Origin of the sequence: Ochrobactrum chromiisoli, from assembly GCF_026241335.1 — a bacterium.
Lineage (GTDB): Bacteria > Pseudomonadota > Alphaproteobacteria > Rhizobiales > Rhizobiaceae > Brucella > Brucella chromiisoli.
Map to the genome: position 1 here is coordinate 1,302,156 of NZ_JAPHAV010000001.1, position 21,602 is coordinate 1,323,757.

Below are 21,602 nucleotides of genomic sequence, written 5' to 3' on the forward strand. Positions count from 1 at the left end.
TCGTCGTCTTATTCGATGACGACCAGCGGCTCGCCGAATTCGACGGGCTGTGCATCTTCGATCAGAATAGCCTTGACTGTACCGGCGCGCGGAGCGGCGATCTGGTTCATGGTCTTCATGGCTTCGATGATCAGAAGGGTCTGGCCTTCCTTAACCTGTGTGCCAACTTCGATGAAGTTGCGTGCGCCGGGAGCAGGCGCCAGATAGGCGGTGCCGACCATTGGTGAAGGAACAGCGTTCTTGCTGAGTTCAGCCTTGGTTGGCTCTGTGGCAACAACAGCAGCGACAGGTGCTGGGGCCGCGGCGGGTGCTGCCTGCATCACGGTGGCAGCCGCCTGAACCGTTACCTTGCGCGAAACGCGAATACGCAGATCGCCATGCTCGACTTCAATGTCGGTCAGGTCGGTTTCATTGAGAATGTCCGCGAGATCGCGGATTGTTTCTTTGTCGATGACGGATGATTTGCTGGACATATCAGGCCCCTTTACGCTTGCCCGTTGTTTTCTTCTTCTTTGGCAATTGCCGCGAGTGCGCGCAGGCCGAGCAGGTATCCTTCCGCGCCAAAGCCGCAGATAACGCCTTTGGCGACTGCGGAGACATAGGAGTGATGCCGGAAAGCTTCACGCGCATGAATATTAGAAAGATGCACTTCCACAGCCGTAACCTTGGCCGAGCGGATGGCATCGTGAATAGCAACCGAAGTATGACTGTATGCAGCCGGATTGATCAGGACATAGGCGTTTTTCTCGCCTGCTTCCTGAATCCAGCTCACCAGCTCACCTTCATAATTGGTCTGGCGAAAATCGATAGCAAGGCCCCATTGTTCAGATTCACGTTTGCAGCTCGCTTCGATATCATCGAGCGTTGCCACACCGTAGATACCCGGCTCGCGCTTCCCCAGAAGGTTGAGATTGGGACCATTCAGAACAAAAACCGTTTTTACCATGTTCATCCGTTGTGGATTACGGGCCTATTACGAAATTTCGACTACACTTCGCATTTCATATAGAGGGCTTAGACGCAAGCTGAAACCCTCTAAATCAATGCTAATGTTTCACCACCGCGTTTTTCCCGCTATTCTTTGTGGAATGAACGCAATATGTGGCAAAAATAGTCATTTATACGCTCTGATTAAGTGATTGCGCGTCCTCGAAAATCAAGAAGATGCGATCTCAATCAGGCTAGCTTTTGTTTGCCGAGCGTGCGGCTGCGATTCTTTCGATCAAACCTTCGGCACCAATTGCACCCGGAACAAGTTCGTTTCCGATGATGTAAGACGGCGTTCCGGTGATGTTGAGCTTTTGGGCAAGCTGATAGGTTGCCTGGAAAGCCTTGGTGATGGCTGGATCTTTCATCTTTTCACGAAGCTGTGTTTCATCCGCTCCGAGCTTGACCGCGTCAGCTATCGCAGACGCTTCCGTTGCGCGTTCCTGTGCACCGAGAAGAAGCTCATGATATTCGACGTATTTTTCGGGCATCAAAGCTCTGAAAGCTTGTGCCACGACATGTGCACGCATGGAATCCGGGCCGAGAATTGGGAATTCCTTCATCACGAAGCGCACATTCGGATCGTTTTTGAGAATGGCTTCCATGTCGGGCAGGGCACGTTTGCAGTAGCCGCAGTTATAATCGAAAAACTCATAAACAGTGACATCACCGTTTGGATTGCCAAACACAGCATCATGCGCTGGATTGAAGAGCTGGTCTTTGCTGGAAGCCAGGATTTGCTTGACCTGTTCCTGCGCGGCCTCTGCCTGCTTGGTTTCAAGCGCCGTCTGCACCTCGACCATGATTTCAGGGTTCTGCAACAGATAGTTGCGAATAATGTTCTCAATGCCCTGTTGGGTCATTGCGGGGTTAGCCCTCGCGACGACAGGGGCTACCGGCGCGGCCTGATTGGCTGTACTGCCTGCATAAAAACCCAGAGCAAGGGCTGCGGCACCAACAACGCCACCAGCGATCGAGCCCAAAATCACGTTCTTCATAACTTTCACTTTCTTACGTGCTGAAAAGCTGTGCAGGACATCGATGCCAAGCCTAGCTGATATAGCGTCTGTGCTGATTATTTTTTTGCCTTTGCGTTGATAATATCCTGCGCACGCAACCAGTCGGGCGTTCCCCGCTTAAGCTGTTTTTGCGCACGGATCGCAAATATCTGCGCCTGTTGTAGGTTCCCGGAATAATAGTTCATGTCCGCGGTCGCAAGGTCTGCGCGTGCCATGTCCCCTGACTGGCCGTAGGCTTGCGCCAGAAACCCATATCCGCCGGGGAATTCCGGGTCCGCAGCGATGCCGGCTTTCAATTCTCTGATGGCCGCAGGCATATTGGTTTTGTTACCCGTGAGCATCAAGGCACGACCATAGCTCATGCGAAGCAATGGCGATTTGCGTGTATCGAGCGAGACTGCGCGCTCGAAAGCCTTGGCAGCAGCTTCTGGATTGTTCGCCTTGATCAGAACTTCTCCCATCATTTCCTGAAAATACGGGTTCTTCGGTTGTTCTTTAATCAGCGCTTCGAATTTTGGTATTGCGGAGCGTGCGGAACCGTTCAGATAAGTTGTAATCGCGTTGCCATATCGGGCGGGTAAGCCGCCGGGATTGGCGCGGAACATGCGCTGCAATGCGCCCATATTATTGGAATAGGCTGCGATCTTGGCGCGCGCCATGTCATGTCGGAGCTGGAGAGCGGGTGAATCGACCTTGTTGAAATTCGGGCTCTTCTTCGCAAGCTCCTCAAGATTGGCAATGCGTTCGCGCGGCAGCGGGTGGCTGATGCGATACTGGTCGATCTGCGTGCCGGAAAGCGAAAGCGCAGATGCAAAACGCTGGAACGTATCCAGCATACCCTTCGTGGATTGGCCTGTTGCATTGAGATAATTCACAGCCAGCCGATCTGCGGTGATTTCTTCGGTGCGCTGATAGCTGAGCAGGCTACGCATTGCCATTTCAGAACTGCCCATAGCAATGCCCCCACCAGCGCCAGCAGCAGCACTGCTACCGGTTGCTGCACCTGCAACACCCGCCCCAACACCCAAAAGCATACCGATAACGGCCATGGTGCGTGCGCGGCTTAATTGTTCACGCAGCCGGTCCTGATGACCACCTGCAATGTGGCCCGCTTCATGCGCAATCACGCCGATGATTTCATTGGGCGTTTCCGCCTGCATGATTGCACCGGTATTGATAAAAATACGGCGACCATCAACGAAGGCGTTGAAACTCTGCGAATTGACCAGGATGACGCGGACACCGCGTCCGCCAAGTTTTGCTGCTTTGAGAATGGGGGCGGCGTAATCTGCAACCAGCGCTTCAATTTCAGCATCGCGAACAATCGGAACACCGCCGCCGCGCGATTGCGCCTCTGCAGGCGATATGCCTGTCACAGCCACAGCGAGGGCTGCAAATGCGGCCACTGAGCGGCGCATCATAGTTTGAAAGGAAATCGCTTTGGCTGAGAAAGTTGCAGTCATACTTTCCATATTGCCCCTCATTCTCCTCAAATCTGGCTTATAATTAATAGGGTTTTGGTGCGAATCTTAGCACTTCCATATGTCTCTAAGTATCTTAAATCAAACTTCATCGCTGTTTTTACTATAGCGCTGTTGCTTTACCAATCCGGCGATTATAGGGCGGGGGAGTTGAATTGCATTCACCGCTTTTCTGGAGGCCAAGTTGAATATTCTTTCCAACCGTAGCGCAGTCGAACCGTTTCACGCCATGGATGTTCTGGCGGAAGCCAATCGTCGTCGTGCTGCGGGCCATCCGATGATTTCGATGGCAGTCGGGCAACCGGCAGACCCGGCACCGCAAGCCGTCCGGCTGGCTGCGGAGCGTGCACTGAAAGATGGCCGCATCGGTTATACGGATGCGCTTGGCCTGATTGAACTGCGCGAAGCGATTGCTGAGCATTATGCGCACAACTATGGTGTGTCGGTTTCTCCGGAACGCATTGCGATTACCACAGGGTCGTCAGCAGCCTTTAATCTAGCATTTCTCGTCTATTTCGACCCCGGTGATCGCGTTGCGATCACGCGTCCGGGCTATCCAGCTTATCGCAATATCCTGAAGGCTCTTGGTCTTGAAGTGGTGGAAATTGCCAATGAGGGCGGAGCATCCGGCGCGTTGACGGCAAAGGCGCTTGCCGCAGCCCACGCAGAAAAGCCGTTGAAAGGGGTGCTTTTTGCAAGCCCTGCCAACCCAACGGGCGCGGTGATTGACAAGCCCGAACTCAAAGCAATCATTGAGACCGCGCAGGATCTCGGCATCCGCGTTATTTCTGATGAAATCTATCACCGCCTTTCCTATGAGAAGGAAGATGTGACGGCATTGCAGATGTCAGACGATGTAACGATCATCAATTCGTTCTCCAAATATTATTGCATGACCGGCTGGCGCATCGGCTGGATGGTTCTGCCTGATGCCGATGTACGCGCTATCGAATGTCTGGGGCAGAGCCTTTATATTTCCGCACCGGAGCTTTCGCAGCGCGCAGCAATTGAAGCGTTTAACGCGACCGCTGAGCTTGAACGAGTCAAAGACCGCTATCGTCAGAACCGGAAAATTCTGCTTGAGCATTTGCCGCGCATGGGGCTCAATCTCGCGGCACCGATGGATGGCGCATTCTACGCCTATTGTGATGTGTCGCGCTTTACCAATGACAGTATGCAATTTGCGCGTCGCATGATCGCTGAAACCAACATAGCCGCAACACCCGGACGTGATTTTGATCCGATCGATGGTCACCGGACGATGCGTTTTTCTTATGCAGGCAGCCTTGGAGAAATAGAGGAAGCGGTTCGTCGCCTCGAAGAATGGCTTCCGCAGCAGAAAATCTGATCGCTACTAAATCGATATTGTAAAACAAAAACCGGCGTCTCCGCCGGTTTTCTTATATTCTACATCAGAATTTTGGCAGGGCTTAGAAAAAGCCCTTTTTCTGCCACCAGCCACCGCGCTTCGGCTTCTGTTCTTCAGCGTCGCTTGATGTAACAACGGGCTCTGAAACCTTCTGCGGTTCTGCAATGGTCGCCACTTCTGCCTCGGCAACAGTTTCCTTGACCGCAGTCTCTTCAACCTCCGGCTTTGCTGCCGTCTTGCGTGGACGACGCTTCGGTTTTTCCGTTTCAACGGCTTCCGCAGGCGCAGGCGCTTCTGCCGGAGTTTCCTCCTCAACAGCCTTCTTGCGCGAGCGTGTCTTGCGGACAGGCTTGGTTGCTTCATCTGCAACACCATCTTCAGAAGCAACTTCTTCAGACTTCGCAGTCTTGCGACTACGCGGCTTGCGGGCTGGCTTTGCGGGTTTTTCCGTATCTTCAACGCTGGCCGCTTCGGGCGCTTCTACCACATCAACCGTAACGGCTTCTGCTGCAACAGCTTCGCTGGCAACGATGTTCGCCGGTTCTTCTTCAACCTTAGCCGGGATAACCGGTGTGTAGCCGACAAATTCCGGATCAGGTATTTTTTTGACCTGAATATCGTCTTCACGACGGTTCTTGCGTCCACCACGGCGGCCACGACGACGCTTCTTGCGACGATCTTCTTCGCTCTGTGAAGCGCTTTGCTGAGTGCCCGTGTTCTCTTCATCATCTTCGTCAGATGCGTCAGAGTCCGTTTCAGCCTGTCCGTTCTGCTCACCATTTTCGCGATCACGACCACCGCGACGGCGGCGGCGACGGCGACGTTTGCGATCACCTTCTTCGCTGTTTTCTTCGCGCGGCTGCGCTTCGGTCTTGATTTCTTCTTCACCGTCATCCTCATCAAGCGGGATGTCGGGGTCGTTGAGATCATCTTCGTAGACAATTGGCTGCGCAGGCTGGATTGTCACTGGACGCGTCGATGGCGCACCCTTGTCGATGACAAAATGCTGATGACCAACGCTGTCGTCTGCATCAATGCTGATTTCGGCACCGAAGCGGCCTTCAAGTTCAGCCAACAATTCGCGCTTATGGTTCAGCACATAAAGTGCTGATGCAACCGGGGTGCGGACAGTGATGTCATAGCCCGAGTGACGCAGAAGATAGTCCTCAATGCCACGAATAATATGCAGCGCCATCGACGAGTCGGAGCGAACATGTCCCGTGCCACCACAATGCTGGCAAACCTGCATCGTGCTTTCCAGAACCGATGCGCGGATGCGCTGGCGCGACATTTCCAGAAGGCCGAAATGTGAAATGCGACCGACCTGAATGCGCGCGCGGTCGTCTTTCAGGCAGTCCTTCATCTTCTTTTCGACAGCACGGTTATTGCGCTTTTCTTCCATGTCGATGAAGTCAACAACGATCAGACCGGCAAGGTCGCGCAGACGCAGCTGGCGCGCAACTTCTTCGGCTGCTTCCAGATTTGTCTGGAGGGCAGTGTCTTCAATCGAATGTTCGCGGGTCGAGCGCCCCGAGTTTACGTCGATCGCAACAAGCGCTTCGGTCTGATTGATGATGAGGTAGCCGCCTGATTTCAGCGTCACTTGTGGCAGAAGCATCCGATCAAGCTGTGCTTCCAGACCATAACGTGTGAAAACGGGAACCTGTTCGCGATAAGGCTGAACAACTTTTGCGTGGCTTGGCATAAGCATCCGCATGAAGTCTTTCGCTTCACGATAGCCGGTTTCACCTGCAACGAGGATCTCTGTGATGTCTTTGTTATAAAGGTCACGGATCGAGCGCTTGATCAGACTGCCTTCTTCATAGACGAGGGAAGGTGCCGTCGATTGGAGGGTGAGCGTGCGGACATTTTCCCACATGCGCATCAGATATTCATAATCGCGCTTCACTTCCGCCTTGGTGCGGTTTGCACCCGCGGTACGCAAAATCACACCCATGCCCTGCGGCACTTCGAGGTCTTTGACGATTTCCTTAAGGCGCTTGCGGTCCTGCGGATTGGTGATCTTGCGCGAAATACCGCCGCCACGCGCGGTGTTCGGCATCAGAACTGAATAACGACCGGCCAGTGAAAGATAAGTCGTGAGAGCTGCGCCTTTATTGCCGCGCTCTTCTTTGACCACCTGAACCAGAATGATCTGGCGACGCTTGATCACTTCCTGAATGTTATATTGACGGCGATTGGTGCGACCATGCGATGGAAGTTCTTCCATTGCATCTTCGGACCCAACCGATTCAACCATGTCTTCTTCATTTTCGACATCGTTGTCGTCATCATCGTCGGCATCAATGGCTTCGGAAATGACATTGCCGTTCTGCTTCATCAGGGCGATGGCAGGTGTTCCGGGAACATAATTTGCAAAGGCCGGCCCGACGGGCTCTGCCGCAGGCAGACCGTTATTGGCGTTGCTGGAATACGAATCACCATTCTGATCATCGCGACGTCCGCGACGGCGATGACGACGCGAGCGATCATTGGCTTTCGCCTTTGGCTCGTCTTCGTCTTCTTCTGCACGCGCGGCTTTTGCTTCCGCTTCCAGCAGTGCCAGACGATCAGCAACCGGAATCTGATAATAATCAGGATGGATTTCAGAAAATGCCAGGAAGCCATGGCGATTGCCGCCATATTCCACGAATGCAGCCTGAAGCGAGGGTTCGACGCGGGTAACGCGCGCGAGGTAGATATTCCCTTTTAACTGCTTCTTATGCTCCGACTCAAAGTCGAATTCTTCAATTTTGTTGCCACGCGTTACGATAACGCGCGTCTCCTCCGGGTGGGAGGCATCTATAAGCATTTTGTTGGACATTAGTGTCTTTCCTGCCGGCGCGAAGACGCAAGCCGCGTGCGCCGGACGAAACCCTGAAGGCTGTCGTCCTGGCTGGGCTGTATCTGCCGGATGATATTGGGTTCGTCGGAATAAAAGCTGCTGTTGCTGCGCGCGATGGCCTCGTGGCGATCACGGTCTTCAGGCTTGCAATGGTCAGTCTTGCTTGACCCATAGCTGTTCCGAACGAAACGACCTCATATATGACCCGAAAAAGCCGGGCCGACCTCTTTGCTCTTCTGGAGCACTGGCGACAGCGCGTACCCATGCGCAGTCGGCCGATTAAAAAACGGAGATGGCAGGGGAGCCGTATTCCGTTGAATTCTGTGCGGGTTAATGGGTGGCGAACTTATTACACCACTGTTTTCGCTGACTTTCCTCGCGCTCCGTTTTGAAAACCGGCAAACGAATCTGGCAGCGATGCCATAACCTAACTTTAGCTTTTATGGCCTCGTTTGAACGATGACAAGTACGAATATCAGTTGACAGCCTCATCGCAATTTTGACGAAAGGTAGTTATAGAGCTGAAATTCGTTGATTGAGTCCCCGAAATGCGGGTTGAAAAGCCTTCATTAACCACAATTTTGTAGGGGTAGATTTGGAAGGCTTCGGGCTCAAAATCATTCCATAAAGTTTGGATAGCGATTACGGATGCAATGTCTGAACCAAAATTTTGATGATCAAAAAAAGTCGGCCATACGAATTGCTTTCGTGGCTTTCTCGATCATTTGTGCGGTCTTTTTTCAAATGGCCACAGCGAAAGCGGCGCCGGATGCACCGCTGATGGCGCTGACCTATCGCATGGCGGGCGATGATTTGCGCATGCGGATTGTGATTAATTTTGATCGCCAGCCGAAATTTTCCACATTGTTGCTCGCCAATCCGCATCGTTTGGTTTTTGATTTGCCGGAAACACGTTTCGGTTTTGATGACAAAAGCCTTGAGGCGAGGGGAATTGTTTCACGCGTGCGTTATGGTCTGGTCAGTGAAAACCGGTCCCGGCTCATTCTGACATTGCGCGGTCCTTTCAACGTCGAAAATGTTCAGGTTCTCCCGAATGAGACGACGCCCGGCTATCGTCTGGTTGCTGATATTGTTGCATCGTCGGATCGTGAATTCGCGGAAAAACTTGCGGCCCAGTATGACGTCACCGGTTCCACGGAACGTAAGCACGCCGCCAGTGCCACGGCACTTCCCCTCAGAAGTGATAGCAAGCGCCCGTTTGTTGTGATGATTGATCCCGGTCATGGGGGCATCGACAGCGGCGCTGAAAGCCTCAGTGGTATCAAGGAAAAAGATCTGACACTCGCTTTTGCGAAAGAATTACGGGACCGACTGGCCAAAGAGAAGAACATCAAAGCTTTGATGACGCGAGATGACGACAGGTTTCTGCGTCTTTCTGAACGTGTGCGTCTGGCGCGCCAGCATGATGCGGATCTTTTCATTTCGATCCATGCGGATACGATCAATCAGGGCGATATTCGCGGCGCAACGGTCTATACGATCTCCGATAAGGCGTCGGATTTCGTTGCGCGTGCCATGGCCGAGCGAGAAAACAAATCCGATAGCATCGGAGGTGCTACTCCTGAAGCGCAACCTGAAGTGGCCGATATCCTGCTTGATCTGACGCGGCGCGAAACGCATACATTTTCGCTCAGTTTTGCCGAGAAAGTCATTGGTGCGCTGCAAGGCGAGGTCAACCTTATCAACAATCCGCATCGTTTTGCAGGCTTTCAGGTTCTGCGGGCGCCGGATGTGCCGTCTGTTCTGATTGAAATTGGCTATTTGTCGAATGCAGAAGACGAAAAACTGATCAGCAATCCTGAATGGCGTCGGAAGCTTGCGGACCGCATTGCGGTGGCTATCAGAGCATTTGAAATTCAAAAACGTCCTGATATTTTGTCAAAAGGCTGAAATAGTGTAGTTTTCAGTAGGATTTAATATCTGGCGTTGCTTATAAGATGCATGGTTGCAACAGCTTTACGTATTTTTGTCACCCTTTTCGTATTGTGGGGGTTTAATTGGTAAAAACTTGGAAACGATCTTGCCTTTGACGCATTTGGTGGTCACTAACCCATCTGTTGGTTGAAGCGTTTTTGATCGGCGGGCAGCATTAAAGATGCTCCCTTGTTTTTACTGATAATCTGAAGGCGGGATTCCGGATAAATGGTAAGGCTTATCGGATATTTCTTTGGAATTGGAACGGTTCTGGCTCTGATTGTTGCCGGAGGCGTTGCAGTTTATATTGGAAGTCTCACCAAGGATTTGCCTGATTACGAGGTGCTCGCAAAATACGAGCCGCCAGTAATGACACGCGTCCATGCATCGGACGGTAGCCTTATGGCCGAATATGCGCGCGAGCGCCGCATGTATCTGCCTATTCAGGCTATTCCGAACCGCGTCAAGGCTGCTTTTATCTCAGCTGAAGACAAAACCTTCTATGAGCATCATGGTCTCGATTTTGGTGGTCTTACCCGTGCGGTTCTCACCAACTTGAAGAATATAGGTTCTGGTCGCCGCCCGGTCGGTGCTTCGACCATTACGCAGCAGGTCGCAAAGAACTTCCTTCTTTCGTCAAATCAGACCTATGACCGCAAGATCAAGGAAGCCATTCTTGCGATGCGCATTGAGCAGGCCTATTCCAAGGACCGCATTCTTGAGCTTTACCTTAATGAAATTTTCTTCGGTCTTGGCTCCTATGGTATCGCCAGTGCAGCTCTGACCTATTTCGATAAGTCCGTTGGCGAGTTGAGCATTGCCGATGCCGCTTATCTGGCAGCCCTTCCTAAAGGTCCGAACAATTACCATCCGTTCCGTTACCCTGAACGCGCGATTGAACGCCGCAACTGGGTGATCGACCGTATGGCTGAAAACGGCTACATCACCACCCAGGAAGCTGAGGAAGCCAAAAAAGAACCGCTTGGCGTGAAGACCCGCACAGCAACCCATTACCTGTTTGCGTCTGAATATTTCAGTGAAGAGGTGCGCCGCCAGATCATTCAGAAATATGGCGTTGATGCACTTTATGAAGGCGGACTGTCTGTCCGGACGACGCTCAATCCTACCTTACAGGTCGAAGCCCGGAAGTCGCTTCAGTCAGCATTGCTTCGCTATGATGAAGCGCGTGGATGGCGCGGTCCCGTGAAACATGTCGAAATCGGCAGTGATTGGGCCACAGCCTTCGGTGATATGCAGTCCTATGAAGATGTGCCCGAATGGCAGCTTGCTGTTGTGCTCAATGTTTCTGCGGCCGGTGCCGATATTGGTCTTCAGCCTGCCGTTGAAGGTTCAGGCTCGCGCAGCAAGGAACGCAAACGCGCATTTATTTCAGCCGATGACATGAAATGGGCAATGCGTGTTACCAACATTGATGGCAAGCGCGGAAGTGCAAAATCGCCAGAAGGCGTGTTGAAAGCTGGCGACATTATTTATGTGTCGAAAGTCGGTGAGGGCGATTCCCGTTTCCGTTTGCAGCAGCCTCCGAAGCTGCAAGGGGCATTGGTTGCAATGGACCCGCATACGGGCCGTGTTCTGGCGATGGTGGGCGGATTTTCCTACGGTCAGTCTGAATTCAACCGTGCCACGCAGGCCTATCGCCAGCCTGGTTCGTCCTTTAAGCCATTCGTTTATGCAGCAGCCCTTGATAATGGCTACACACCGGCTTCCGTTGTTCTCGACGGTCCGCTGGAGGTCAATCAGGGTGGCTCACTTGGCGTATGGGCTCCCAAAAACTATTCCGGCAAGTTCTCCGGTCCCTCGACGCTTCGTTATGGTATCGAACAGTCGCGTAACGTCATGACCGTGCGCCTTGCACAGGACATGGGCATGAAGACGGTAGCCGAATATGCGGAGCGCTTCGGTATTTACGACAAGATGCTGCCCGTCCTTTCTATGGCGCTTGGTGCCGGTGAAACGACAGTTCTGCGCATGGTTACAGCTTATTCTGTCATCGCCAATGGCGGAAAAAGCATCACGCCGTCAATGATCGACCGCATTCAGGATCGCTACGGCAAGACGGTGTTCAAACATGATGCGCGCAAGTGCGAAGGTTGTAATGCTCAACAATGGTCTAATCAGGACGAGCCGACATTGATCGATGATCGCGATCAGGTGCTTGATCCGATGACCGCCTATCAGATTACATCGATGATGGAAGGTGTTGTGCAGCGCGGTACGGCCCAGATTCTTAAGAGCCTTGACCGTCCGCTCGCCGGTAAGACTGGCACGACCAATGACGAAAAAGATGCATGGTTTGTTGGCTTTACGCCTGATCTCGTTGTCGGTGTATTCATGGGATACGACACACCAACGCCGCTTGGCCGGGGTGGTACCGGTGGTGGTTTGGCTGCTCCTGTGTTCAAGGATTTCATGACGCAGGCTCTGGCTGGCACGCCGAAAGTGGATTTCCGTGTACCGGAAGGCATGACGCTGATTGCTATCAATCGGAAGACTGGTATGCGTACAAATCAGGGCGATCCGAATCTGATCATGGAAGCATTCAAGCCGGGTACCGGTCCTTCTGATACCTATTCCGTGATCGGCATGGACCAGTATCGTGAAGGCTCGCCAGTTCAGCCGCAGTCACCGCAGGCAACCCGCGCCATCAATTCTGGATCGGGCGGACTTTACTGACCTCTGCCCCTTTACACTGTGCCGCGTGCTAATTATGGTCCGCGGCGCCTGAACAGCTTTGCATGTTCAGTTCAGGGTGTGAGACTGGCTCTTTAAGAGTTTTGTTTTCTCCACAAATTGCAGAATAATTGAAGGAACGATTTGCCCATGCGCGCGGAAATCGAGACGCTGGTTGACGAAATCCAGCAGGCGATAAGCCTGCTGAGGAGGCATCTTTGACTGGGATCAGGCAATCAAACGTCTGGGCTATCTGAATCAGAGAGCTGAAGATCCAACGCTTTGGAATGATGCACAGGAAGCCCAGAAGTTGATGCGTGAGCGCCAGCAGCTGGAAGATAGCATCAATGGCATTAATGGTCTCAGGCAGACCCTGAACGACAGCATTGAACTCATCGCCATGGGCGAAGAAGAAGATGACAAGTCGATCATCACGGATGCCGAAAATACGATTCGTGAACTGAAACAGGAGGTCGATCGCCGCCAGATCGATATGCTGCTTTCGGGCGAAGCCGATGCAAATGATACCTATCTTGAAGTGCATGCCGGTGCAGGCGGTACGGAAAGTCAGGATTGGGCGTCGATGCTTTTGCGCATGTATACCCGCTGGGCTGAACGCAGCGGACGCAAAGTCGAGGTAATGGAAGTTCATTACGGCGAAGAAGCTGGCATTAAGTCTGCGACGATTCTTATCAAGGGCCATAATTCCTATGGCATGGCGAAGACGGAATCGGGTGTTCATCGTCTGGTTCGCATTTCGCCTTACGATTCGAATGCGCGTCGCCATACGTCATTTGCGAGTATCTGGGTCTATCCGGTCATCGATGACAATATCGATGTTCAGGTGACGGAAGCCGATGTTCGCATTGATACGTATCGCGCGTCGGGTGCGGGTGGTCAGCACGTCAACACAACAGATTCGGCTGTGCGTATTACGCATATTGCGTCGGGTATCGTTGTGCAGTGTCAGGCCGAGCGTTCACAGCATAAGAACCGTGAAAAAGCCTGGTCGATGCTGCGCGCGCGTCTTTACGAGGAAGAGCTGAAGAAGCGTGAAGAAGCCGCAGATGCTGCCAATTCCAGCAAAACGGATATTGGTTGGGGCCATCAGATTCGGTCTTATGTGTTGCAGCCCTATCAGCTCGTCAAGGATCTGCGCACCGGCGTTGAAAGCACCAATCCACAGGAAGTGCTGGATGGTGCCGTCACACCATTTATGGAAGCAGCCCTTGCGCATCGCATCAATGGCGGTGCTGAACTCATCGAGGACATTGATTGAGTTTGGTCGGATAAAATTTAAAAAACCGGCCTTGTGCCGGTTTTTTTGTGTCTTTCAGGAATTCTTGGACCCAGCGCGTGGCTTATATGCGCGGGGCCCCGTGATAATAGGATCAATCGTTTTAATCATAAGCGCGTCTTCAGGTGTGAAAAGTTCGGGCCGGGTGGAGACGCCAGGAGGTGCCTCTGAAGGCATTTCGGGCAATGGCTGCATCGTGGTCGGCCTCTTCAAGATCGCTGCAACCTTGCTATTTGGTTTATCAAGGCCTTGTTCATTGTCAGGAGCCTTTTCAAATCCGCTATAGATGCTTGCTCCAATGCCCGCACACACAACCATAAAGCCAAGCAATGCTATATGCGCTCTTTTTATGGAAACAGACGGCGCGATAGGATCACTGTGACCTTTCTCGCGCTTTGCTTTCTCTGTCTTGTTCCACTTTTGCGCCATGCCTGCTGTCTTCGCATCCTCAATTGTTGATTCGACTTCACGCTATCATGGTAAACGAACCTTATGCGAGGCTTTCACACTCAAAGTGCTTGCGCTGCTTCAAGCACAGCCTGAGCATGGCCATCGACTTTTACTTTTTCCCATATTTTGGCGATACGGCCATCGGCATCAATCAAAAACGTCGTCCGTTCAACGCCCATATATTTCCGGCCATACATGCTTTTCTCAAGCCATACGCCGTATGCTTCGAGCGCAGTCTTGCCTTCATCTGCTGCCAGATCGACACGCAGCGCATGCTTTTTGCGAAATTTCGCATGCTTTTCCGCACTGTCTGGCGAGACGCCAATGATACGGGCGCCAATTTTCTCGAACTCCGGCTTTAGCTGTGAGAAGGCGATGGCTTCTTTCGTGCAGCCCGAAGTGTCATCCTTTGGATAGAAATAAAGAACGACCGGTTTGCCCTTCAGCGATGAAAGAGTGATCGTATCGCTGTTGTCTGAAGGCAATGTGAAATCGGGTGCCTGATCTCCAACTTGGGGACGAGCCATATCTGCGCCTTTCTTTTATGGATAAACGGGGAAACTGCCTGTTACATTTACATTTAAAGCTATCGCATTCAGGGTGAGCTTGTGCAACTGTCCAGACCTGTCGAACCATGCCACGCAACATCTGACAAGAGGGTGTTAAACAAAGCGATCAACGGTTTGGCTAATATGCATAAATGGAATAAAAACAGATAGATATGGAGTTTTTATAATCCGCATTGCAGGGGTGAGCATTTGCAGAAATTACGGGTTCGGCTCAAATATTGACAGATAAACCGCGCAAAATTCGCTTTACGAAGCGGGAGATGAAGAGAATCGAACGCCTCGCCATTGAAGGCGATGAGGGCGGCGTGCTTCCGTTATGGCGTCCCCGACGTTCGTTTTTGCGGTGGTGTTCGCACGCCGTTTTATCGTTGTGCATCCTTATGGTTCTGGTTGGTGGCGTGGGGTTTGTGATCCTGCGTGGTGGCGTGAACAGCGACCTTCTGCGCGACGAGGCGCAAAAGAGCCTTAGTCTTCTGCTCGGAAAAGATGCATCTGCAACGATCGGCAGTGCCGGATTATCGCTTGATCAGAACAGTCTCGTTGCAATGGAGGCGAATAACGTCTCGATCAATGATCCGCGACAGGGCATTGAAATCAAAAATATCAAATCGGTGCGACTGGGCTTGGCACCATTGCCGCTGCTGGCGGGCAAGATTCGTGTTGCCGAACTTGAGATCGATGGCGCAGCCTTCGATTTACCAGAGCAAGAGGGGGCAGGATTCTGGAAATCGCTCCCCTATGACAAGCGGGGTTATATTGATTTCGACGCCGTTTCGGGCGAGCTTTTTTCCACTATGCGCCGCAATCTTGAATTGCTGCAGAACCAGAACACTCGGGCTATCGGGCTGCTCAACACCACAATCCGTTTTAAAACCGGTGATCAGCAGCAAAGCATTGACGTGAAAAAGCTTCGGCTTGTCGAGGATTCGGGAAAAATCTCGGTGAGCGGCAGTGTCGTATGGCATAATCAGATAATTTCGGTTGATGGCAGCATAGATCGCAAAGGCCATGAGAATGATCTGGATGGCTTTCAGATCAAGATCAGCAATTTGCCGGTTGATCTGGGTTCACCGGAGGAAGTTGCAGCCATTATCGATGGCAACAGAGCCAATCCTGCGCATTTCGATTTAAAAGCCACGGCGAGCCTTGCTTTGTCTGGCAAGGTTGCCAATGGGGATGTGCCTGAGCACGTGACCGCGCAACTCATCGCTGATGACATCAATATAGAGGTTGGTCGCGTTTCGGATGTGCGCGGAAATGCGGTGCTGCTGATAGAGCATTCTGTTGGCAGCGGGAAAATTGAAATCAAGCCGTCGCGCTTGCAGTTGGGCGGTTTAACTGCGGCCTTTAATGGTGCTTTCGGACCGGAACCGGACGAAACAAATAAAAGCGGCGGTCCTGATTATCGATTTGAAGTGGTGACCAGTTCCGCCACCAGCATGCCAGCAGAATCAAATGATCCGCAATTGGCTTTCGGCGTGAGGATCGCCGGCCATTTTCTGGCTAATCAACAGCGTCTTCAATTCTCTAATCTCGATATTAAGACGAATAATGGTGAACTTTATGGACAGGGCAGCATGGGGTTTGGCGATGGTTCGCCAGAAATGATTTTCATGCTGCGCATCCCTGAAATGCCGGTTGCGGACGCAAAACATCTCTGGCCGATCGATGTTGCCGATGGTGCACGTGAATGGGTTCTCAAAAACCTCTTTGGTGGCACGTTGAAAGACAGCCGCATTGATATTTCGCTTGCAGGGGGGCGCTTTAATGGCCCCGGTTTGCCGCCGCCATTGACAGGCGAAGAGATCAAGGCCGATTTCAATGTGGCCGATACGCGCTTTGATGTGATCGGAGAACTGCCGCCGGTGCGCGATGTTGCAGGAAGCATTTCAGTGCGTGGCGCGCATACAACAATCAAGCTGGCAAAGGGCGTTGCCTATACTCCGGATAATCGCAAAGCGATGGTTTCAGACGGAACGCTGATTATTCCGTGGGGGCCGCAACGGCCAGTAATCGCTACACTTGATTTGCTCGTTTCGGGCGAAGCTGCGGCGATTGCCGAGATTGCCGGTAAAAAGCCCATTGATGTTCTCAAAAACGTTCCTTTCAAGCCGGAAGATGCGACAGGTGATGTGAAAGCCCATGTTAAGGTCGGCTTTGCTGTTTCCAAAGGAGCGCCACCCGGCACGCTGACATGGGATGCTGATATTGGATTTACGAATCTTGCCATTTCCAAGCCGGTCGGAGGCTCTACCGTTACCAATGCAAATGGCAGCATCAAGGTCAATCAATCCGTTGCTCTTATCTCAGCCGATGCCAAGCTTGACGGGGTACCTGCAAAAATATCGATGACCGAGCCTGTGGACCGCTCTGGCCCTGCTAAACGCGAACAGAATATCAGGCTTGAGCTTGACGATAATGCGCGTGGCAAGGTGTTGCCCGGACTGAAAGACCTGTTTACTGGACCGATTTCCGTTGATCTTGGCATGGAAGAAAATGGCAAGCGGCATGTTGCAGCCGATCTGAACAAGACGCAGATCAATTTGCCGTGGCTTGGCTGGCGCAAGGGGAGCGGGGTTCCGGCCAAGGCGACTTTCGATTTGGTTAGAAGCGGTGACGCAGATAGCAAGATCGATATTCGCAATCTGGTTTTGACCGGCGATGCCTTCGGCGCGAAGGGCAATCTGTCAATTGTCGGCGGTGATTTGCAGTCTGCTGATTTCGACGACATACGTCTCACGCGTTCAGATCGCATGAGCGTGAAAGCGACGAAAGGAACGGGCGGCTATCGTGTAACGGTGCGCGGATCGCAGTTTGATGCCCGGTCGATCATCAAGCAAGTGTCGGACCTTCAGAAAAAGACTGAAGCCTCGGGTGGCAAAAGCCCCCGCGTGATTGTGAGTGCTCAGATTGATGAGGTCACTGGCTTCAACGATGAGAAGCTGCGCAATGTCGCCGTTTCTTACGAGAATGCAGGAAGTAAGATTTCCGGCGTTTCGGTCAATGCGATCACCTCTTCTGGCGAAACCTTTGTCGCAACGAATAATGATCAGGGTGACGCACGATCAGTATCGTTACAATCCAATGATGCCGGTGCGGTTTTGCGGTTCTTTGATTTTTATGACAAAATGCGCGGTGGCAAGATCACTGTCGGCCTCGCGGGACAGGGCAATGGACCTCTAAGTGGTCAGATTGACGCTCGTAATTTTGCAATCATCAATGAGCCCCGACTGGCAAAGATTGTTACGAGCTCTCCAAATACGGGCGGCGCCAGTCTTAGCCAGGCTGCTAAACGTGATATTGACGTGTCGCGGGTTGATATTGAGCGCGGTTTTTCTCTGATTGAAAAGGGCGAAGGCTATATGAAGCTTTCGAAAGGCGTCGTCCGTGGTCCGTCAGTCGGAACGACTTTTCAGGGAACGTTGTATGATCCGCGCGGCAATATGTCGATCACCGGCACATTCATGCCTGCTTATGGGGTAAACCGCATTTTTGGTGAAGTGCCGATTTTCGGAGCGCTTTTGGGCAATGGACGGGATCGTGGTCTTTTGGGTATTACTTTTAAGCTTGAAGGCAGTGCCAAGCAGCCGCAGGTGATTGTTAATCCGATCTCAATCATCGCGCCGGGTATTTTCCGTTCCATTTTTGAGTTCTGATCACAACAAGAAAAGCCGGGCAAAACCCGGCTTTTCTTCATCTTTAGTTTGGATTACGCAGGGCGAATAAGCACATGGCGCTTCTTGCCGAGTGACACCTTGATGACGCCTTGCTCATTGAGCGCTGTTGCATTGATGCTCAAACGTGGATCAGTGACCGTTTCATCATTGATGCGCACAGCACCACCTTCGATGTGACGGCGGGCTTCACCATTGGTGGTGCAAAGTTCTGCAAGCACCATCAAAGCCAGCACGCCGATACCGTCATTGAGTGTCGCCTTATGAACGCCGACGGTTGGAAGATTCTGCGACAGTTCGCCATCTTCAAAAGTCTTGCGCGCGGTTTCTGCCGCTTCTTCCGCAGCATCGCGCCCATGAAGGATCGCGGTGATCTCGGTCGCAAGTATCTTCTTCGCTTCGTTGATTTCCGAGCCGCCAAGTGCAGCAAGCTTTGCAATTTCATCCATTGGCAATGTCGTATAGAGCTTCAAGAAGCGTTCTACGTCAGCATCTTCCGTGTTGCGCCAATACTGCCAGAAGTCGTAGGCGCTGAGCATATCGGCGTTCAGCCAGATCGCGCCACCCAACGATTTGCCCATTTTCTGGCCCGATGCCGTGGTGAGCAAAGGCGAGGTGAGGGCATAAAGCTGCGGCGTTCCCATACGGTGACCGAGATCGATCCCGTTGATAATATTGCCCCACTGATCCGAGCCACCCATTTGCAAACGGATGTCGTAGCGCTTGTTGAGCTCTACAAAATCATAGGCTTGCAGGATCATATAATTGAATTCGAGGAACGAAAGCGACTGCTCGCGATCAAGGCGCATCTTGACCGAATCAAACGACAACATGCGATTGACCGAGAAGTGGCGGCCAACATCACGCAGGAATTCAAGGTAGTTGATGTCGCGCAGCCAGTCGGCATTGTTGACCATCAGCGCATCGGTTGGGCCATCGCCGAAGCTCAGGTAATTTGCGAAGACACGTTTGATACTTGCGATATTCTCAGCAATTGTATCTTCCGTCATCAGTTTGCGCGCTTCATCCTTGAAGGATGGATCGCCCACCATGCCAGTGCCGCCGCCCATCAGAGCTACAGGGCGGTGTCCGGTCTGTTGCAGCCAGTGCAGCATCATGATCTGGATCAGACCGCCAGCGTGAAGGCTTGGCGCTGTCGGATCAAAGCCAATATAAGCCGTCACAGTTTCCTTGGCCAACAATTCGTCTAGGCCTGTTTCATCAGACATTTGATGAATGAAGCCGCGCTCGGAAAGCGTGCGAAGAAAATCGGATTTAAAACCGGACATGCCCTTTTCCTGACTGGTTAGGCGAGAATGGAAATAACAGTAATCAAGTGCTTACCGCCTTATGATATTTTGCCTTTAACATCATTCAAGCGGGAATAACAAGGAAACTCCGGTATGGGCGATTTGAAACGCGCAATAGGGTTGATGAGCGGTACTTCCATGGATGGTATCGACATTGCGCTTTTGACCACCGATGGCGAAAACTGGGTTGAGCGGGGGCCATCCAGTGCGGTGTCTTATTCGGACGGGTTTCGGGCACGTTTGAAGGCCGCGCTTGTTGATGCGCGAGGCATCACGGATCGCCATGAGCGGCCCGGTGTTCTTAAACAGCTTGAACATGACCAGACATTACTTCATGCGGTCGCAATACAGGATTTTTTATACGCACATTCGTTCAGTCCAGAAGACATTGACGTGATCGGATTTCATGGCCAAACCGTGTTGCATCGTCCGCGTGAGGCGCTGACTGTCCAGATCGGAGATGGACCGCTTCTGGCGGCAGAAACCGGCATTCCTGTTGTCTATGACATGCGTGCCGAAGATATGCGGCACGGCGGCGAAGGTGCACCGCTTATTCCTGCCTATCATGCAGCGCTTGCCACCAATCTTCCGTTTGGTCTCGAAGGCCCGGTTGTTTTCGTCAATATTGGCGGCATATCCAACCTCACCTATGTTGGCGAAGATGGTTCACTGATGGCCTATGACAGTGGACCGGGCAATATGCTGATTGACCAATGGATGGAGTTGCACGAACAGGGCAGCTTTGACTCCGGCGGTATTACAGCCATGAGCGGCACCGTGGATAAGATCTTGGCTCTGAGGTATCTTGATCACGCCTTTTTCAAGGGGAACCATCGCCGGTCACTGGACCGTGGCGATTTTGCTGTACCAGCGAAAGATGAGGCAAGCGTTGCAACAGGTGCGCGCACACTTAGCTATGTGAGTGCCGCCGCCATTCTGCGCTCGGCTTCGCATCTGCCTGCAAAGCCACGGACCTATGTGATCAGTGGTGGCGGACGCAAGAATGCGGCCATTATGGCGGAGCTGACCGCACTTGCAGAGCGCGAAGGCGCATGTGTGCTGGATGCGGATAAAGCCGGTTTTGATGGGGATGCGATGGAAGCGGAAGCATGGGCCTATCTGGCCGTGCGTTCCATGCGTGGGCTGCCCCTGACATACCCAAACACAACAGGTTGCGATAAGCCTGTTTCAGGCGGTGTTCTTGCGCTTCCACCAAAAATAAAAGCCCGGTGAAAACAATCACCGGGCTTTAACAAGAGTCAGATTTTATTTGTTTAACGTAGACGCTTCTGACGAATTTCAACCAGTTCGCCAGCAAGTCGGCGTTCCAGATATTCCGAGCATTCGTCGATCAGTTCATCACCCATGCCGGAGAAGAAGTGGTTTGCACCTGGCATCGTGTTCTGCGTGATGTTGATACCCTTCTGTGTCTTGAGCTTATCAACCAATCCCTGCACATCCTTTGGCGGCGCAACCTTGTCCTGATCGCCATGAATGATCAGGCCGGACGATGGGCAAGGTGCAAGGAACGAGAAGTCATAGGTATTCGGCTGTGGTGCAACCGAAATAAAGCCTTCGATTTCCGGGCGACGCATCAGAAGCTGCATACCGATCCATGCGCCGAACGAATAACCGGCAACCCAGCAATTTTTGGAATCAGGGTGCAGAGCCTGCACCCAATCAAGTGCGCTGGCAGCATCTGACAATTCGCCCGCGCCATGATCGAACTCGCCCTGACTGCGGCCAATGCCACGGAAATTGAAGCGAAGCGTTGTAAAACCACGCTGCTGGAACATGTAGAACAGATCATAGACGATCTTGTTGTTCATTGTTCCGCCAAACTGCGGATGCGGATGCAGGATGAGAGCGATAGGCGCATTCTTTTCGCGCGAAGGCTGATAGCGGCCTTCAAGGCGTCCGGCAGGGCCGTTGAAAATGACTTCTGGCATGTGTACTCCGCTGGTGATCGGAAGAT

Annotated in this window: 15 protein-coding genes; 7 read left to right on the plus strand and 8 right to left on the minus strand. The window is 52.3% G+C overall.

Annotated elements, in window-relative coordinates; translation table 11 throughout:
* Positions 1-8: 8 nt before the first annotated feature.
* The 4 genes from accB to OPR82_RS06490 form a co-directional block, all read right to left on the minus strand.
* Positions 9-473: an acetyl-CoA carboxylase biotin carboxyl carrier protein gene (gene accB, locus OPR82_RS06475; protein WP_265983740.1), complete on the minus strand. Its 465-nt coding sequence runs from the start codon at positions 471-473 to the stop codon at positions 9-11.
* 11 nt (positions 474-484) lie between these two features.
* Positions 485-946 (minus strand): type II 3-dehydroquinate dehydratase, encoded by a 462-nt coding sequence (gene aroQ, locus OPR82_RS06480; RefSeq protein ID WP_265983741.1) that lies wholly within the window; start codon positions 944-946, stop codon positions 485-487.
* Between the two features lie 235 nt (positions 947-1,181).
* Positions 1,182-1,985 (minus strand): DsbA family protein, encoded by an 804-nt coding sequence (locus tag OPR82_RS06485; RefSeq protein WP_265983743.1) that lies wholly within the window; start codon positions 1,983-1,985, stop codon positions 1,182-1,184.
* A gap of 77 nt (positions 1,986-2,062) precedes the next feature.
* Positions 2,063-3,478: a M48 family metalloprotease gene (locus OPR82_RS06490; protein ID WP_265983744.1), complete on the minus strand. Its 1,416-nt coding sequence runs from the start codon at positions 3,476-3,478 to the stop codon at positions 2,063-2,065.
* 193 nt (positions 3,479-3,671) lie between these two features.
* Here OPR82_RS06490 and OPR82_RS06495 point away from each other — a divergent pair, with 193 nt between their 5' ends.
* Positions 3,672-4,835: a pyridoxal phosphate-dependent aminotransferase gene (locus tag OPR82_RS06495; RefSeq protein WP_265983745.1), complete on the plus strand. Its 1,164-nt coding sequence runs from the start codon at positions 3,672-3,674 to the stop codon at positions 4,833-4,835.
* An 82-nt stretch (positions 4,836-4,917) separates the two neighbouring features.
* Here the strand turns inward: OPR82_RS06495 and OPR82_RS06500 are convergent, their stop codons facing one another.
* Positions 4,918-7,680, minus strand: a complete 2,763-nt coding sequence (locus tag OPR82_RS06500) for an Rne/Rng family ribonuclease (RefSeq protein ID WP_265983746.1) — start codon at positions 7,678-7,680, stop codon at positions 4,918-4,920.
* A gap of 2 nt (positions 7,681-7,682) precedes the next feature.
* On the opposite strand from OPR82_RS06500, the gene OPR82_RS06505 reads away from it, so the two are divergent.
* The 4 genes from OPR82_RS06505 to prfB all read left to right on the plus strand — a co-directional run bounded on the left by OPR82_RS06505 (position 7,683) and on the right by prfB (position 13,606).
* Complete coding sequence (locus OPR82_RS06505) at positions 7,683-7,868, plus strand: hypothetical protein (RefSeq protein ID WP_265983748.1); 186 nt, start codon at positions 7,683-7,685, stop codon at positions 7,866-7,868.
* Between the two features lie 577 nt (positions 7,869-8,445).
* Positions 8,446-9,612 carry an N-acetylmuramoyl-L-alanine amidase gene (locus OPR82_RS06510; RefSeq protein ID WP_265983749.1) on the plus strand — a complete coding sequence of 389 codons (1,167 nt, stop codon included), beginning with the start codon at positions 8,446-8,448 and terminating at the stop codon, positions 9,610-9,612.
* Positions 9,613-9,864: 252 nt separating this feature from the next.
* On the plus strand, positions 9,865-12,330 hold the full coding sequence (locus OPR82_RS06515) for a penicillin-binding protein 1A (protein WP_265983751.1): 2,466 nt from the start codon (positions 9,865-9,867) through the stop codon (positions 12,328-12,330).
* 147 nt (positions 12,331-12,477) lie between these two features.
* A protein-coding gene (prfB, locus tag OPR82_RS06520) for a peptide chain release factor 2 (protein WP_265983752.1) occupies positions 12,478-13,606 on the plus strand; the annotation gives its coding sequence in 2 pieces (ribosomal slippage) (positions 12,478-12,546 and positions 12,548-13,606; 1,128 coding nt in all).
* A gap of 527 nt (positions 13,607-14,133) precedes the next feature.
* Here the strand turns inward: prfB and bcp are convergent.
* Positions 14,134-14,601, minus strand: a complete 468-nt coding sequence (gene bcp, locus OPR82_RS06525; RefSeq protein ID WP_265983753.1) for a thioredoxin-dependent thiol peroxidase — start codon at positions 14,599-14,601, stop codon at positions 14,134-14,136.
* Positions 14,602-14,903: 302 nt separating this feature from the next.
* Between bcp and OPR82_RS06530 the strand changes: the two genes are divergently transcribed.
* On the plus strand, positions 14,904-18,299 hold the full coding sequence (locus OPR82_RS06530) for an RNA-binding protein (RefSeq protein ID WP_265983754.1): 3,396 nt from the start codon (positions 14,904-14,906) through the stop codon (positions 18,297-18,299).
* 53 nt (positions 18,300-18,352) lie between these two features.
* Here OPR82_RS06530 and tyrS read toward each other — a convergent pair whose 3' ends face one another.
* On the minus strand, positions 18,353-19,606 hold the full coding sequence (tyrS, locus tag OPR82_RS06535; RefSeq protein ID WP_265983755.1) for a tyrosine--tRNA ligase: 1,254 nt from the start codon (positions 19,604-19,606) through the stop codon (positions 18,353-18,355).
* Between the two features lie 114 nt (positions 19,607-19,720).
* Between tyrS and OPR82_RS06540 the strand changes: the two genes are divergently transcribed.
* Positions 19,721-20,860: an anhydro-N-acetylmuramic acid kinase gene (locus OPR82_RS06540; RefSeq protein WP_265983756.1), complete on the plus strand. Its 1,140-nt coding sequence runs from the start codon at positions 19,721-19,723 to the stop codon at positions 20,858-20,860.
* A gap of 41 nt (positions 20,861-20,901) precedes the next feature.
* Here OPR82_RS06540 and OPR82_RS06545 read toward each other — a convergent pair whose 3' ends face one another.
* Complete coding sequence (locus OPR82_RS06545; RefSeq protein WP_265983757.1) at positions 20,902-21,576, minus strand: alpha/beta hydrolase; 675 nt, start codon at positions 21,574-21,576, stop codon at positions 20,902-20,904.
* Positions 21,577-21,602: the final 26 nt, after the last annotated feature.

Excerpts from the sequence above, each read along its gene's own strand:
- accB (WP_265983740.1), bottom strand. The coding sequence starts at position 473 with ATGTCCAGCAAATCATCCGTCATCGACAAAGAAACAATCCGCGATCTC.
- aroQ (WP_265983741.1), bottom strand. The coding sequence starts at position 946 with ATGGTAAAAACGGTTTTTGTTCTGAATGGTCCCAATCTCAACCTTCTG.
- OPR82_RS06485 (WP_265983743.1), bottom strand. The coding sequence starts at position 1,985 with ATGAAGAACGTGATTTTGGGCTCGATCGCTGGTGGCGTTGTTGGTGCC.
- OPR82_RS06490 (WP_265983744.1), bottom strand. The coding sequence starts at position 3,478 with ATGGAAAGTATGACTGCAACTTTCTCAGCCAAAGCGATTTCCTTTCAA.
- OPR82_RS06500 (WP_265983746.1), bottom strand. The coding sequence starts at position 7,680 with ATGTCCAACAAAATGCTTATAGATGCCTCCCACCCGGAGGAGACGCGC.
- OPR82_RS06510 (WP_265983749.1), top strand. The coding sequence starts at position 8,446 with ATGGCCACAGCGAAAGCGGCGCCGGATGCACCGCTGATGGCGCTGACC.
- OPR82_RS06515 (WP_265983751.1), top strand. The coding sequence starts at position 9,865 with ATGGTAAGGCTTATCGGATATTTCTTTGGAATTGGAACGGTTCTGGCT.
- bcp (WP_265983753.1), bottom strand. The coding sequence starts at position 14,601 with ATGGCTCGTCCCCAAGTTGGAGATCAGGCACCCGATTTCACATTGCCT.
- OPR82_RS06530 (WP_265983754.1), top strand. The coding sequence starts at position 14,904 with ATGAAGAGAATCGAACGCCTCGCCATTGAAGGCGATGAGGGCGGCGTG.
- tyrS (WP_265983755.1), bottom strand. The coding sequence starts at position 19,606 with ATGTCCGGTTTTAAATCCGATTTTCTTCGCACGCTTTCCGAGCGCGGC.
- OPR82_RS06540 (WP_265983756.1), top strand. The coding sequence starts at position 19,721 with ATGGGCGATTTGAAACGCGCAATAGGGTTGATGAGCGGTACTTCCATG.
- OPR82_RS06545 (WP_265983757.1), bottom strand. The coding sequence starts at position 21,576 with ATGCCAGAAGTCATTTTCAACGGCCCTGCCGGACGCCTTGAAGGCCGC.